Origin of the sequence: Hansschlegelia zhihuaiae, assembly GCF_004103825.1 — a bacterium.
Lineage (GTDB): Bacteria > Pseudomonadota > Alphaproteobacteria > Rhizobiales > Methylopilaceae > Methylopila > Methylopila zhihuaiae.
This window is the reverse complement of record NZ_RYFI01000022.1, coordinates 15,402-29,490: the sequence shown is the minus strand read 5'-3', so window position 1 is coordinate 29,490 and position 14,089 is coordinate 15,402. Positions and strand designations below refer to the sequence as shown.

General features: G+C 65.0%; 20 protein-coding genes. 11 read left to right on the top strand and 9 right to left on the bottom strand.

The features are described from left to right. Positions 1-2: 2 nt before the first annotated feature. Positions 3-290, top strand: a complete 288-nt coding sequence (locus EK403_RS18810; protein WP_128779002.1) for a hypothetical protein — start codon at positions 3-5, stop codon at positions 288-290. 20 nt (positions 291-310) lie between these two features. Here the strand turns inward: EK403_RS18810 and EK403_RS18805 are convergent, their stop codons facing one another. The 8 genes from EK403_RS18805 to EK403_RS18770 are packed head-to-tail and all read right to left on the bottom strand — an operon-like array spanning position 311 to position 5,734. Next, positions 311-859: a hypothetical protein gene (locus tag EK403_RS18805; RefSeq protein WP_128779001.1), complete on the bottom strand. Its 549-nt coding sequence runs from the start codon at positions 857-859 to the stop codon at positions 311-313. After that, entirely contained in the window at positions 856-1,212 is a 357-nt protein-coding gene (locus EK403_RS18800) for a phage tail protein (protein ID WP_128779000.1), read from the bottom strand. The genes EK403_RS18805 and EK403_RS18800 overlap by 4 nt, the downstream gene beginning before the upstream one ends. Then, complete coding sequence (locus EK403_RS18795) at positions 1,212-1,574, bottom strand: HNH endonuclease (RefSeq protein ID WP_128778999.1); 363 nt, start codon at positions 1,572-1,574, stop codon at positions 1,212-1,214. The genes EK403_RS18800 and EK403_RS18795 overlap by 1 nt, the downstream gene beginning before the upstream one ends. A gap of 1 nt (position 1,575) precedes the next feature. After that, positions 1,576-2,160 (bottom strand): hypothetical protein, encoded by a 585-nt coding sequence (locus EK403_RS18790; RefSeq protein ID WP_128778998.1) that lies wholly within the window; start codon positions 2,158-2,160, stop codon positions 1,576-1,578. 5 nt (positions 2,161-2,165) lie between these two features. Next, on the bottom strand, positions 2,166-2,648 hold the full coding sequence (locus EK403_RS18785; protein ID WP_128778997.1) for a hypothetical protein: 483 nt from the start codon (positions 2,646-2,648) through the stop codon (positions 2,166-2,168). Positions 2,649-2,650: 2 nt separating this feature from the next. Further along, positions 2,651-4,192 (bottom strand): phage major capsid protein, encoded by a 1,542-nt coding sequence (locus EK403_RS18780; RefSeq protein WP_128778996.1) that lies wholly within the window; start codon positions 4,190-4,192, stop codon positions 2,651-2,653. Continuing rightward, on the bottom strand, positions 4,182-4,505 hold the full coding sequence (locus EK403_RS18775) for a gene transfer agent family protein (protein WP_128778995.1): 324 nt from the start codon (positions 4,503-4,505) through the stop codon (positions 4,182-4,184). Before EK403_RS18775 ends, EK403_RS18780 begins: the two co-directional genes overlap by 11 nt. Beyond that, positions 4,502-5,734, bottom strand: a complete 1,233-nt coding sequence (locus tag EK403_RS18770) for a phage portal protein (protein WP_280986755.1) — start codon at positions 5,732-5,734, stop codon at positions 4,502-4,504. The genes EK403_RS18775 and EK403_RS18770 overlap by 4 nt, the downstream gene beginning before the upstream one ends. Positions 5,735-6,124: 390 nt before the next feature. Here EK403_RS18770 and EK403_RS18765 point away from each other — a divergent pair, with 390 nt between their 5' ends. The 9 genes from EK403_RS18765 (at position 6,125) to EK403_RS18725 (ending at position 11,805) form a co-directional block, all read left to right on the top strand. Then, positions 6,125-6,541, top strand: coding sequence for a CopG family transcriptional regulator (locus EK403_RS18765; protein WP_128778993.1), 417 nt, complete (start codon positions 6,125-6,127; stop codon positions 6,539-6,541). Between the two features lie 288 nt (positions 6,542-6,829). After that, complete coding sequence (locus EK403_RS18760; RefSeq protein WP_342633792.1) at positions 6,830-7,765, top strand: extracellular catalytic domain type 1 short-chain-length polyhydroxyalkanoate depolymerase; 936 nt, start codon at positions 6,830-6,832, stop codon at positions 7,763-7,765. Positions 7,766-7,887: 122 nt separating this feature from the next. Further along, complete coding sequence (locus tag EK403_RS18755) at positions 7,888-8,772, top strand: transglutaminase family protein (protein WP_128778991.1); 885 nt, start codon at positions 7,888-7,890, stop codon at positions 8,770-8,772. A gap of 482 nt (positions 8,773-9,254) precedes the next feature. Next, the gene (locus tag EK403_RS18745; protein ID WP_128778990.1) at positions 9,255-9,467 is read left to right on the top strand and encodes a cold-shock protein; all 213 of its coding nucleotides are present in this window, start codon (positions 9,255-9,257) and stop codon (positions 9,465-9,467) included. 203 nt (positions 9,468-9,670) lie between these two features. Next, positions 9,671-9,808, top strand: a complete 138-nt coding sequence (locus EK403_RS22520; protein WP_164919675.1) for a hypothetical protein — start codon at positions 9,671-9,673, stop codon at positions 9,806-9,808. An 11-nt stretch (positions 9,809-9,819) separates the two neighbouring features. After that, positions 9,820-10,092, top strand: a complete 273-nt coding sequence (locus EK403_RS18740; RefSeq protein ID WP_128778989.1) for a hypothetical protein — start codon at positions 9,820-9,822, stop codon at positions 10,090-10,092. 205 nt (positions 10,093-10,297) lie between these two features. Then, positions 10,298-10,603 carry a hypothetical protein gene (locus EK403_RS18735; RefSeq protein WP_128778988.1) on the top strand — a complete coding sequence of 102 codons (306 nt, stop codon included), beginning with the start codon at positions 10,298-10,300 and terminating at the stop codon, positions 10,601-10,603. Between the two features lie 342 nt (positions 10,604-10,945). Beyond that, positions 10,946-11,314, top strand: a complete 369-nt coding sequence (locus tag EK403_RS18730; RefSeq protein ID WP_128778987.1) for a response regulator — start codon at positions 10,946-10,948, stop codon at positions 11,312-11,314. A 152-nt stretch (positions 11,315-11,466) separates the two neighbouring features. Continuing rightward, positions 11,467-11,805: a hypothetical protein gene (locus EK403_RS18725; protein WP_128778986.1), complete on the top strand. Its 339-nt coding sequence runs from the start codon at positions 11,467-11,469 to the stop codon at positions 11,803-11,805. A 94-nt stretch (positions 11,806-11,899) separates the two neighbouring features. On the opposite strand, the gene EK403_RS18720 is transcribed toward EK403_RS18725, so the two are convergent. Further along, the gene (locus EK403_RS18720) at positions 11,900-12,694 is read right to left on the bottom strand and encodes a hypothetical protein (RefSeq protein WP_128778985.1); all 795 of its coding nucleotides are present in this window, start codon (positions 12,692-12,694) and stop codon (positions 11,900-11,902) included. Positions 12,695-13,722: 1,028 nt separating this feature from the next. On the opposite strand from EK403_RS18720, the gene EK403_RS18715 reads away from it, so the two are divergent. Next, complete coding sequence (locus tag EK403_RS18715) at positions 13,723-13,992, top strand: hypothetical protein (protein ID WP_128778984.1); 270 nt, start codon at positions 13,723-13,725, stop codon at positions 13,990-13,992. Positions 13,993-14,089: the final 97 nt, after the last annotated feature.

Genomic DNA, 14,089 nt, shown 5'->3' with positions numbered 1-14,089 from the left:
GCATGATTTTGGTATCCGAACGCTTGAAGCGGTGGACATGGGTGTCTGCACTTGCCGCTCTAGTTGCTCCGCCGGCGTTGCTGTTGTATTCGCGCGTCGCCCACAAGCTAGGAGCAAGCGTAGAATTCGGCGTGTCAATAATGCTCAACCTTATTTGGGTATTCTTAGCTTCAGCAATTGTTTTGATTGTTGCGCCAGCCATGATCGGATGGCGAGGGGTGATACTGTTGGCTGCATTCATCGCTGAACTCTATTTAGTAGTGCCGGCATTGTTGCCGATGGGCGTCTAGCCATCAGAGAAAAATCCCAATTAGGCGGACATTTGCGCGGTGGGGAGCGCGCCGGTCCCGGCGTGCACGCCTGAGACGCGACCCACCCCCCGGGCCTCCGGTCGGCCATGTCGGCGCCGGCGAGCGGGATTGGTCGGCGTGTTCAATGCGGCGTCGATCGGCCACTCGTTACGAAGGCGCGACGCCAGGGTCTCGAACGTCAGTCCCTTCTCCGCTGCCCACTGGCGTCGCGTGAGCGTCTTCCCCTCGAACTCGATGATGTTCGCGCTGCGTCCCTTCCGGACGACAACGGGCTCAGCGCTTGCGGCTTCCTCGATGAGGCGAACGGCTCGCTCTCTCACAGCGTCGGGGTCCATGCCGGCGAGGTAACAGACGTCTCGGAAGTCCTTTCCGGCGCCGGTGAACCATGTGCGGGCTTGCCGCTGCTCAACGTGGGCGCGGTTCGGCTCGCTCGGTGCGATTGTGCGCGTGGCATCGGTCAAGGCCTGCCGAATGACTGCGCACCAAAGGGCGCGGTCGCGCGCCGACTGTTCGGTCTCGCTCTCTCGAGAGGTGGCGGGGCTGGTCATGAGGAGATGCCGAAGTCCTGTTCAAAGGTGGCGGTGATCGTGTTGCGGCCGGTTTCGTCGCGGACGTGCTTCCACTTCGCGCACGTCCAGCGTTTCGGGCTGGCGTCGTCGGGGAGCGTGTAGAGGAACGGCTGATAGCCGCCGCGCTCGCGCAGGAAGGCGATGACGCCGGCGGCCTGGAGCGACGTCATCATCTCGAACTTGAGCTCGGCGACGTCGCGAATGTGATTGAGGCCGGCGGGGCTGGCCTGTGTGTAGCCGTCGCCGAACTCGGCCTTTCGCAGGTTGATCTTCGGCTCGACGGGAAGGCGGGCGCTCGGGGCGACGGGCGGAATGAAGGTGAGGAGAGCCATCAGACCAGCGCCTCGCACTTCAGGGCGTGGCGTTCCTCGCGTTGCTTATGGCTGTCGTGGCAATGGCCGCAGAGGGCCTGCCAATTCCTTCGATCCCAGAATAGCCAGCGGTCGCCGCGGTGCGGCTTGATGTGGTCGACGTCGGTCGCCTGGGCGCCGCAGCGCTTGCATGTCGGGTTGACGATCAGGAAGGCGGCGCGCTCGCGCTGCCAATCTCGGTCATAGCCGCGCTCGCGGGCCGAGGGTCTGTTCCGGTCGTGACGGGCCTTACGGACGCGGTCGGCGGCCTGCTGACAGACGCAGCGCGAACAGGCGGCGACAATCCGACCGCAGTTGCAGAAGTGGGCAGGGCGGCGCGGCATGTCAGGCGGCCTGCGCGCGGGTGCTGAGGCCGAGGAAGACGTCGGCGAACTTGTCGTCGAGCGTCCTGTGGTCGGGCTTCTTGGGGGCGACGCCGCGAAGGGCATTCTGGAGATCAATGAAGCCGGCCTGGGCGGCACGGATTTCGGCCGGCGTGCTGCTCCAGGCGGTTTCGGGGCTCCAGCCGAGCCATCCGGTCGCGACCTTGAAGAGACCTTCCAGGTGCTCGGCGAAGGTTTCGCGGGAGGCGAGCCGCGAGCCGGTCGACGGCGTGTCGGTCTCATCCTCGAGGTCGACGCCGGCGAGGCTGTAGACGTGGGCGATGAGCGCCGGGATGAGGTGCCGGACGCCCGCAAAGAGACCATGCGGGACGCCCAGGCTCTCGATGAAGGACGGGACGTCCGACCACGCCGGTGAGTGCTCGCGCAGCACGTCGGCGATGGCGGCGAGGTCGCCGTCCTGGATCTTGTCCACGAGGGCGGCGAGGCCCTCGTGGCGACGCTCGAGGCGGAGGGCCACGCGCAGGGTCGGCCGGAGAACGATGCGCTCTCCGTCGATCCTGATCGTGATCTCCTCCGCCGCGAGCATGAGCGTCAGACGCCGGCCGCCGGGGCGGCCGTGACGGTCTCGCCGTCGATCTCCAGGGTGAAGACCTGCTTCACGTAGGAGTCGGCGTCGCCGCCCTGGACGGGCGCCGAGAAGACGAGGACCGGCATGTAGGCCGTGCTGCCGGTCGCGTTGGCGCCGGCCGGCTTGTCGCCGAGCTCGATCTTGATGAACACGCGGTCATCGGAGGCGAGCGCCGTGCGGAGCGCCGACTGGCCGGCGTCCGCGGCGTCGCGGAGAACCGTGAGCTCGATCGCGCCGCCGTCCACGGAACCCTTGCCCTTGCGGACGCGGCGGGTGCCGAGAACCTTGGCCTCGACCTTGGCGTAGGTGTCGCCGAACTCCCCGCCGATCTCCTCGACGTCGTTGATGACGGTCCAGGTGAGGGCCTTGTAGGCGGCGGCGGTGGTCGGGATCGCGCCGCTCGGGGCGATGCTGATCGTCGACTTGGCGTTGGTCACGCTGGCCATGATTACGCCGCCTTCAGCTTAAGCTTGACGAGGGGCTCGCCGAGGGTGATCCGGCCGCCCACGCGCCGACGCGCGAGGAGGTTGATGATGCCGTTCTTCCAGCCGGTGAGGCGGTCGTATTCGGCTTCGAAGCCGACGCGATCGATGATCGTGTAGGCGCTGGCGAAGTCGCCGAAGACGATCGGCGTCGCGTTGGCGGCCGGGTTCGGCATGTCGACCGCTTCCAGGACCGGGCGGCCGAGGAGGAGACCGGGCTGGCCGGCCTGAAGGCTCTGCTGCCAAATCAGGTTGCCGTCGCCGTCGCGCAGCTTGCGGACGACCGACATGGTCTTGCGGTTCATCAGCCAATGGCCGCGCGCCGCGTAGGCGCTCGGGATGCTGTAGAACACATCGATCAGGTCGTCGGTCCCGATCGCCGTGGCGGCGGTCGTCAGCGTGCCGACTTCCGAACTCGTCAGGACGCCTTCGGCCTGGGTCGTGCCGTTGCCGTTGACGAACCAAGACGCCTCAAGCTTCCCGAACTGGGTGGCGACGTGGTTCTCCAGCCAGGACGCGAGGTCGACGGTCGCGTCCTCATACATGACGCGCGAGACGGGCACGATCACGGCCATCTCGAAGGGCTTGCCATCGATGAGCTCGAACGACGGCTCGGACTCGGCGCGGGTGCCGGTCTCGGTGACAGAGGCGGGTGTGACCGAATTGACGAGCCGCGGGAACTGGACGAGCGGGCCGCCCATGGTGAATGAGGTCGCGACGCCGCGGATCGGCGAGAACTCGGTGATCTTCTCGATGATGCGCGGGTTGAACGACGCCGGGGCGAGGATGCCGCCGGTGCTCGGGGCGCCGACCGTCAGGGCCTTGAGCTCGGTCGCGTCGCCGGTGTGCAGGTAGACGTTGAACGCCTTGCGCTCCAGATCGGCGTCGGACTGGCCGGCCGCCGGGGCCGGGCGGGCGGCCTTCTTCTCGATGGCGTCGAGACGGGCGGCGATGCCGCCCAGGTTCTTCACCTCGTCGGCGACGCCGGCGAGTTTGGTTTCCAGCGCCGAAACGTCCGGCGTGGTGGTCTGATCGTCCAAGATAGGTTCCTTTTGATGCGCCGCGTGATCTGCGGACTTGAGGGACGTCACGCGGGCGCCGGCGTGGGCCGGGACGGAGACGATGGAGATCTCGGCCAAGTCGACGGCCGAGATGGTCCGACCGCCGGCTGAGCGACGGGCGAAGTTCTTGATGGCGAAGCCGATGGAGACGCCGTTGACCGCGCCTTCCTTAAGGAGGCTGTAGACCTCGCGGGCCTTGACGACGGTCTCGACGAGGAGCCGGCCCTTGGCGACGAGGCCCTGGGCGGTCTCGGCGATCGACTCCCAGACGCCGATGACCTCGCGCTGATCGTGCGCCCAAAGCATCGGGAGCGAGCCGGCGATCGCGCCGAACGCGCCCTTGGTGATGACGTCGCCGGTGCGGTCGGCGTCGGCGAAAACCCATGCGGTCGCGGTGATCGCGCCGGCGCCGTCGAGGGTGAAGGCGGCCTTGGTCTCAAGCTGCATTGGCGGCCTCGTCGGGCGTGCCGAGCATGGCGGCGGTCATGACGTCGGAGGCGAGCGCGTAGAGCTCGGCGAAGGGCGTCGCGCCGACGTAGGTCTCGACGAGCTCGTGGGCGCGCTTCGGGGCCTCGCCGCCGCCGATCAGGCCGAGCCGGATGGTCTCGCGGACTTCGGTCACGGTCGCGTCGCCAGCGAACATGCGGCGCGCGGTTCCCCAGGCGCCGGCGCCGACGAGGCGCTCGAACTCGACGAGGAGCGTCGGCGTCAGGGCGAAGGTGTGCTCGGCGTCGCCGAAGAACTGGACGTGCGGACTCACGCGGCGGCTTCCTGGGCGCCGGTCGCGGCGTTCGACTGAGTGAAGGGGCTGGCGAGCTCGTCACCGTCGGAACGGGCCGGGAGGTTCTCGCGGGTGCGGACCTCATTGGCGGTCATGACGCCGGCGGCGCGCAGGCTCTGATAGATCTTCGCACGCGCTTCGCTATCGCCCTGGAGAAGGCCGTCCAGGACGAAGTCGACGACGTGCGACCGGCGCTCCTCGGGGGAGAGGAGCACGCGCGCATAGGCGTCGCGCCACTGGCCGAGCCAATGGGCGAGCGTGAAGATGACGAACTGAGTGCGGAGCTCCTCGGCATTCTTGAAGGTGGCCGACGAGAGGTCGCCGAGGAGGACCGGTGGGCACGCAAAAGCGCGGGCGATCTCGATGACCGTGAACTCGCGGAGCGACTTGAACTCTTGGTCGACGGAGGAGAAGGCGAGCACGTCGACCTTGGCGTTCTCTTCCAGCACGGCGACGCCGCCGGCGTTCTCGCCGGACGCCTCGCCGCCCTTGAACTTGGCGAGCCGCTCGGCCGCCCGATCGGAGAGCTTGCCGGGATGGGTGATGACGGCCGAGGGGCGGAAGCCCTTCTTGAAGATGCGGCCGGCGTGCGCCTCCATGACGAGGGCGGTCGCGATGGCTTCGCGGGCGGCCTTGATGGGCGCGAGGCCGGTCACGCCGTCGATGCTCGGGGCGCTGATGCGCAGCACGTCGGCGTGCTGGTAGATCGTCTGTCCGCCCTGGTGATTGTAGCGATAGGCCGGCGCGCCGGTGTCCAGCGTCAGGATCTCGACGGCGCGCGGGTCCAGGCGGATGAGCTCGAGGGGCGAGCCGTCAGGCCGGCGTGTGGCGACCGCGAAGGCGTCGCCATGCAGCAATGCGTCGGACGTCAGTTGACGCCGGAGCTCGCCGGCGCTGGTCCAGTCGTTCGCCTCGTCGTGGGCGAGGACGTAGGCGTCATGGTCGGGCGCGGGCTTCTTGCCCTCGCCGTCGCGTGCATAGACTTTGACCGGTAGGTTTCCAATCGTCGTCGAGATGAGGGTGACGGCCGCCTTGACAGCGGGGACGCGCATGGCGTTTTCGGGAGTAACGGAGGGGCCGGCCTCGGTCGGCGTGGCGGCGAAGATCTCCGCCCACGCCCCAGGAGAATGTGGAGAGGGCGCGGGCGGAGCAGACTTGGTCTCGAAGGAAAGACCAAGAAACTTCGACAGAGGGGCAGGAAGGCGCAATCAGTGGGTCCAGAACTTGACGACCCCAACATTTTACTATGCGCGACTCGGCGCGCCAAACTGCTACGGCTTGCTGCTACGGAAACCTGATACGGTTTGAGTCACGCGCCGAAGTTGAAAGTGCTTATTTTTCAGTGACTTAGGAAGTTTGGCTGAGCGAGACGAACCGGGATCGAACATTCTCCAGTTCGCACGGCCTACCCTGCTCACCTGTCTGCCGGCGGTGAAGTCAACTCAGCCTAGAGCCCCCCTTGCTCCTCCTGTTTCCTAGGCGAAACGGCGATCTGAGCTGCGTCGCAATCCCAAATCGCGCACCGACGAAATCACGAGCGACACCTTGTGCAGCATCCTCTGACCATCCACATGACATCCGAGGGGATGGAGTCTCGTATGAAGTCAGCTCTCGCGACACGCGACACCGGCAATGAGACGGAGAAGATCACGGTCAATCTGGGCTATGTCGACCTCGGCCGCATGGACCTGCTGGTGCGGGAGGGGTTCTATTCGAACAGGGCGGATTTCATCCGCACAGCCATCCGCAACCAGATTGGCGCGCATGACGGCGTCGTCGCGCAGTCGATCGCCCGCCAGACCCTCGAACTCGGGCTTCGCGTCTATTCGCGCGCAGATCTCGAGGCCGCGAAGGCCGCCGGCGAAATGCTCCACCTGAAGGTCGTCGGCCTCGCCCGCATCGAGTCCGACGTGACGCCGGACCTCGCGCTCGCGACCATAGGCTCCATCACCATTCTCGGCGCGCTTCAAGCCAGCGCCGAGGTTAAGGTCGCGTTGGCCGACCGCATCCATTAGGGCCGAAAGCCCGAACCAAGGATCGTCATCATGAACATGCCATTCGCCGCGGCCCTGCGCCGGGCGTCCGAGGAGACGCGCGCCCAAAACCTCTCGGAGGCGACGAGGTTGATTCAGGCCGCCCTCGGCGGACGTCCGAAAGTCGACGCTTCGGCGGCCGACGCGCTGACACGCCCCGCCGCTTTATTGTCGTCGAGAGCGGGAACGGTCGAGGCGAACGACGCCGGACAGTCTCGGCCGACGGCCCGGCCGCTGGGCGAAGCGGTGTCTCGCTTGAGGGCGGGCAAGATGACGCCCGACGCCTTCGCCGGACTTCCGGGAATGGCGTCGGTCGGCGCGCAGGCGCGCACTAGGCCGTCGGTTCCTGACGGAGCCCGGTTCGACGCCCGCGTCTTTTCCTGCGCCGCAGGGTCTCGGTCCTACAAGATCTATGTCCCGGCCTCGGCGTCCGCGCGGCCGCGCGGACTGATCGTCATGCTGCATGGCTGCACGCAGAACCCGGACGACTTCGCGCGCGGCACCGGCATGAACGAAGTGGCCGAAAGTAACGGATTTGCGGTCGCCTATCCTGGGCAGACGCGTTCGGACAATGCGAACGGGTGCTGGAACTGGTTCGAGCCGAAGCATCAGCGGCGGGGCGCGGGCGAGCCTGCGATCCTGGCGGGATTGACCGAGGCGATCGTCGCCGAGTTCAGGATAGATCCTTTGCGCGTCTTCATCGCGGGCCTTTCGGCCGGCGGCGCCATGGCGGCGGTGATGGGAGAGACCTATCCGGAGCTCTACGCCGCGGTCGGGGTCCATTCCGGGCTTCCGACGAACTCCGCCAAGGACGTACCGTCGGCCTTCGCGGCGATGCGCGGGAACGGTAGGGCGCAGAGTTCGACCGGCCGCGCGCGATATCCGGGGCGCACCATCGTGTTCCAGGGAAGCGCCGACAGCACGGTCCATCCGTCCAACGCCGCCCGGATTATGGACGCGGCCACGCCCGACGCCGCCTCCATCGTCACGCGCCGCGCCGCGGCCGGCGGATCCCGTCGACGCGGAGCCGCCGTCACGGTTGTGGCGGATCAGGCCGGCGAGATCGTCGCCGAACTGTGGCTGGTGGACGGCGCCGGCCATGCCTGGTCGGGGGGACACGCCGGCGGCAGTTTCGTCGACCCGGCCGGTCCGGACGCGTCGCTGGAGATGATGCGGTTCTTCGGCTGCGAGACCACTACGTCTTAGGCCCCAAAGATGGAGCCCGTCCGACCAGATCGCCGTCATGGTCTGGCCGGGGCATGATCTTCGACTAGTTCTGGAGACGTCCCTCGGCGCCAGGTCGCCAACAAAGAACGGACGGACCCCAACTGGACGCCCTTACCATCCGGCACCGGACGGCTTATCGATACAGCCGTCCGGTCACCCTTCAGCCTCACCGGCTGGTCATACGGCCCCGGGAGAGCCGCGAGCTGAGGCTCGTCGCCTTCGACGTCCGGATCTCGCCCGTGGCGTCCGTTGCCTGGTCGTACGACGTTTCGGGCAACGCCATCGCAATGGCGACGTTCCGGGACGCAGCCGACCAACTTGTGATCGAAAGCGTGGCGGACATCGAGCTTGACGCTACCGCATGGCCGGTTTTCGACATAGCGGCGTCGGCGATCTCCTATCCGTTTCCTTATTCGGACGACGAGCGGGCCGATCTCGGATCCTCGACGCTCAATCAGCATCTCGATCCCGCAGGTCGTGTGCGGGCCTGGGCGCGGGGATTCGTCTTCGGCCGGCCCACGGACACGCTGTCGCTGCTGAAGGATGTCAACGCCGGCGTCTGGAGCGGGGTGGCCTATGAGATCCGCGAGGACGAGGGCACGCAGTCGCCATTAGAGACGCTCGACCGAAAGCGCGGCTCCTGCAGGGATCTGGCGACGCTCTTCGCCGAGACGGTGCGAAGCCTCGGCTTCGGCGCGCGCGTGGTCTCGGGCTACCTGCACGATCCAGGGCTCGGCCTGACGGGATCGGCCGGGGCCGGCTCCACCCACGCCTGGTCCGAGGTCTATGTGCCGGGCGCAGGCTGGATCACGTTCGATCCAACCAACCAGAGCGTCGGAGGCGCGAATCTGATTCCGGTCGCGGTGGCGCGCGATGTTCGCCAGATCATGCCGGTGTCCGGCAGTTACGTGGGATCGGTCGACGCTTTCTCAGGAATGTCGGTCGATGTGTCGGTCGCCTCGACCACATCCGTTTCGGGCCCCTGAGCGCTTTCGGCCCCGCGGCGGCACACGCCCCGCGTATGCGTCTCGATCGTGGCGAGGGCTTCGTCGAGCGAGTTGAAGGGGCCGCAACGCATCCCCCTCATCGTCTCACGAGCCTTGCCCTCGGGTTCGACGGCGAACTTGCCCCCGTCCGCCCGGATCACGCCCATCGATCGGCCGAGAAGATCAGTCAGCAGCCACGCGTTCCGACCGGCGGCCGGGTTCACCATAACGTCCAAGAGATCTCCGATCTTCGATATCGAAAAGCGGCGCCGACGCGCTGCCGAACTCATTTATGCGAAATATACCCTCGGCGTCCTTGTAAAAACCATCCGAACGCGCATTTTAGGTCGTCGTTCAAAAAGAATTACGATTTGAGATCCGGGCAATTCGGCTCGTTCATCAGATTTTATTTCTGCTCATGTGAAGCGCGACCGCGTCGCCATATTGGTCGCCGCGCATTTTTATTTTCCAAAGGAAGTCCCATGTCCACGGGAACAGTCAAATGGTTCAACGCCCAGAAGGGCTTTGGCTTCATCGCGCCTGACGATGGCGGCGCAGACGCCTTCGTCCATGTCAGCGCCGTCGAGCGCGCCGGGATCTATGATCTCCGGGAAGGCCAGAAGGTCGAGTACGAACTCGTCGCCGACCGCAAGAGCGGCAAGATGTCGGCCGACCGGCTGCAAGTTCAGGTCTGATCGCGCCGTCCTCCGGGCCCGGAGGACGCCCGCGCCGCTCCTCTACGAGGTCGACCACGGATGTACTGGCGAACCTCATCGGCGGCGCTGCCGCACCAGATCGGAAGAGGCGCTTAGGCGTCTTCGACCCCGTCGCCTTCTGAGGCGGCGGGGTTTTTTCTTCCGGCCCGCATTCGAGGCCGGCCAACCCGGGAGCAGGACGCATGGCGAAGGTCCAAAGACGCGGCAACAAGGAAGCCAAGAAGCCCAAGAAGATCCAGGAGCCCGTCGCGGCTTCCACCACGTTGGCGCGCGGCGCGCTCGCGAGCGCCGCTGCGTCGCCCAAAGCCAAGAAATCCTGAGGGGCGAGGGAGTGGCAACCCGCACCACCGAAACCACGGTGACGTTCGAGCGCTCGTTCGACCTGACTGCGATCGAGGAGCGCCTGCCGCCCGGAACCTATCGCCTGGTCATCGACGAAGACGAGATCCTTGGAATCTCGTTCCTGGCCTATCGCCGAACCGCCACGATGCTGCAGACGCCGGCGTTGCCGGTGCGCGGCGGACGTATCCAGTCGCACCTCGTCGATCATGCCGATCTCGAGGCCGCCATCGAAGCGGACCGCAAACAAGAACCAGCATCTTGACCATCCCTTCGACACAGCCGAGAGGCATCGCGACATCATGGATTATGGAAAGACTCATCCCGCGGGTCGTCTTGGCTATCGTGGCTGCGATGCCTGCTTTGCGGGATGGCTGAACTCAGGCGTCCCTTCACGATAGACAGGATCGATACGGCGGGGGCGACAGCCATGTCGCTCGACAGTTGCGGCGATCAGAAAAGGGAATGACATGAAATATCTTGGCACGATCAGACGAAACGGCGCGCTCGGCGTCACAGCGCTCGCGGGCACCTTGGAACTCGAGTGCTACGAGCAAAACGGTGGTGGTATGGTCATCGGTTCCGGCGAAGTCGAAGCTCATCAGTCGACGATCGCTATGTTTAAACTAAAAGATAACCTGGATTTTGTGACCGACGACGGCCACAAGATCAACTTATTGCTGTCTGACCGCAAGCGGTTGCCCTCCGGCACTATTGCTCATATTACGGCGACCGGTGACCTTCCTTCGAAGAAGAGCGGAATTCTCGGCTGGTGAGGCGTTCCCCTCGAAGGCAAGCGCGAAAAACAGAGCGACGAAGCGCCGTCTTGACCCGAGCACTCGAGTTTCGGCTGGCCCTTCTACCGCGGCCGGTGCTGGTCGTCGTTTTCCGGTCGCGCGAGATAGCAGCCGTAAGAAGTTACGACCGTCTTGTCGACGTCACCGAAATGCTCGCCCCGCGCAGCCCAGCTGTTGCGGGGCTTCTTGCTTCTGCGTGGGCGACCCGACGATCGCACGGGCAGCGTCCAGGCCGCGGAACCGGAAGCCGCAAATGCGCATTCCTGGAAGCCGCGCTCGCGCAGAGTGGCGGGAGGGAGATCAACGGCAGAAAGACGGCGCATGGAATGCGTGGTGCTAGTCGTGGAAGACGATCCGATCGTGCGCTTGGGAGCGATCGAGATCGTGGAGGGTCTCGGCTGCATGGCCTTTGAAGCTCAGAACGCCGACGAGGCCGTTCGCGTGCTCGAGGCGCATCCTGAGATCACGCTTCTGTTCACCGACATCGACATGCCCGGCACAATGGACGGGCTGGAACTCGCCGAGGTCGTACACTCACGGTGGCCGGACAAACGGCTGATCGTCACCTCCGGACACGCTGTCATTCCGAATGAAAACCTTCCCGATGACGGCAAGTTCGTCACCAAGCCATATTATCCGGGGGCAGTGCGTGCTGCGATCAGGCAATCCATCGATCACTGCGCATCCTGATCTTGCACGACACAAAGTTCATCAGCCCGAAGTACGCGTAACTCCGCCCGACCTTGTATCGCTTGTAGCCCCTGATCTTCGCAGGCACTGGCCTGCGGAACAATCTCGGCCCGAGGGTGCTTAATAAGCGAGAAACCAACAGGGAGGCTCTCTTGAGATATCAGCTTGTAGCCGCAGCCTTGATGACGCTGGCGCTCGGCGTGCCGCCGACCTTAGCTCAAGACCAGCGGTCGAACTCGGCTGCTGATCAGGGCGCAGGATCGACATCAGGCGACAAGGCGACGTCGCCTAAGACGACCGGCGCGATGAACAAGACGACGGATTCTGTCGCCACAAGCCCGCAGGATGTCGGCGCTCAGCAGAAGGGCGAAAAGACAGCGGCCGAGGGCGGTGGCGACCGCCCGGGCGCGCCGAAGATCGATGAAAAGCAAGTCTCGCCCGGGACCGTCGGCGCCGCACCCGCGACGGGCGGAAAGGCCGACACGAAGTAAGCTGCCGCGTTGGATCCCCATCTCACGTCACTATGCCCCGCTCGGCTCCGGCCGGCGGGGCGTTTTTGCGCGTCAGGGTTTGGTTCGGTCGGCGTCAGCAAGTCACCGTCAGATAGAAATAGTCGTTCTTAAGGACGGGCGCACCCGCATCACGGTTGAAGACATGGACGGTGATCGTATCGCCATTGTACGCGTAGGCGTGCGCTTCATTGCCAAAGGTGTAGGCCTGAGCGCGCGGCGCGCAGTACGTTACGTCACGATCGATCGTCACCACATACGTCCATGTGCTGGAGTGGGTCGCCGACAGAATTCTTGGACTCCCCGCATAGATGCCTCCGCTAACGTTTATCAACGCCTCGATCTGCGGCTCGTAATATCCGGTGACGTCGCCATAGAGCGTCGCGGTTTTGCTGACATTAATGGAGATCTGTCCTGTCGCGCCGAGCGCCACGATAGAGCCGACGGTCTGCGTCTCGTTCGCAACGAAGCTCGCGGAATTCACGCCCGGCCTGGGCGTCCCCTGTGCGAACGCCGCCAGATTGCCCGTGCTTGCCGACCGCACCGATAGCGAAATCGACACGGCTTTGGCGGAGGCCGGGATCCCGCAGCCGGCGTTCGGCCCGCCTTGCAACGCGAAACTCCCAGGGCCGCTGATTTTGAAAGTCTTGGTCTGGTTGATCAGGATCTGCGCCGACCCAAAGGCCCGGCAGGGCTGGATCGGCGTATAGATCAGATTGAGGGGATTGGGGGTGCTCGACGCAGGGGCCGGCGGATTGGGCAGGCCGGCGCCGGGGGGTGCTTTCGGGAACCTCTCGGCCGCCCATGCCGTGGACGCGAAAGCCAGGCAGAGCGCCATCGACACTACGGAAAATGACCTGAGAATGCGCATTTTCGTCTCCTACGGTCTGGAAAATGGACCATGGAGCGACGGAAGCATCCTTCGATAGTCGTACGATTACTTAGCTCGAACGCCGAGAGCTAACCGGGCATCTTCCACCACGCCGCCGTGACGCCGGCCAGGATCGACAGCGCGAAGAGCGTGATCGAGAGGACGGCCGGGGAGGGGCTTATCACCGCCGAAGAAGGACTGGCAGCGGGCGCACGGTCTCGTGGCGGACGGCGTCGCGGGCCGAAGACGTGGGCCGCGGCGGGGCACACTTCAGCCGAAGTAGTCCTTCCGCGTCATCCGAACAGTGAACCAGGGCCTCACCGCCTGCTGCGCTTACGACTGCAGCGAGTTCGAGGGCGGCCTCGGTCGTGGGCACATCCAGATCGAATGAGTGATCGTCGTATTCGATCGCAACTCTTACTGGCATGCCGCTCCCCCAGGCTCAGGGGACACAAACGCCCGAACGTCCGGTTAGTGGCACGATCCACCCGCGGCGAAAGCCCGCCTCCAGGCCGCTTGCCCATCCGCCGCCGAGAGCGCCGTCCGCAACCTGCCAGCCCGCGCGACAGCGGCCGAAGTCGCGAAGCGCTTCACGATCGATCCGGCGATCGGGCCGGCGGTGGGACCAAGCTCGCGCTTCGCAAGCGAGACGATCCAGGGCATCGCAGCGGCCGGCGTCGTACAGATCCTGCAGGCGACCGGCCTCGTGAAGAGCCTCGTGATCCATGCACCTGACGTCGCTGGGCATCGAGGATGGCCGCGTTCCTGCGCGCGATTGGCTGGCGGTCTCGTCTCTACCCGCCATCGGCACGATAGCGAGACTGTCATTGGCGTTCGCGGTGGACCTCGGATGACCTAAGTCCCCGTCGCCCCGAGCGGGGCTTTTGCTCGGGTCGGATGGCCGCGGAGACGAGCGGTCGCGATCTTTTGGATCAAACGCTGGCATGTTCGCGTTCGTTTAATTAGCGGGCGCGGTCGCCAAGCACGGTCAAGTAAAACAGCGTCGAGTTTCCAGAATCGAGACTCAGATGAGTTACGATATAGACGACGAGGCGGTCTTCGCGGAAAGCAGGTTGCATGCTGCGGAAATAGCGGTGGCGGATCAGATTGATATCATTCGCAGGGTAAAGGAAATGTCTGCCGACACGGCTCAACACGAAGAAGTCTTAATGACACTTCAAAAAGAGCTTTCTGATTGGATGTTATTTAGAAATATGTTCAGAATTAAAAGTGAAATGCTAAAAGACTCTATGAAGGACGTTCCCAAGCTCGGTGAGCAGCCGACGCCTGACGCCTGACGCCTGACGCCTGACGCCTGACGCCCGAGGACCGCTGGCGCCGCGGCTGCGACTGGCGGCGTTTCGGCAACGATGCCCTGAGATAGGTATTTTTCCG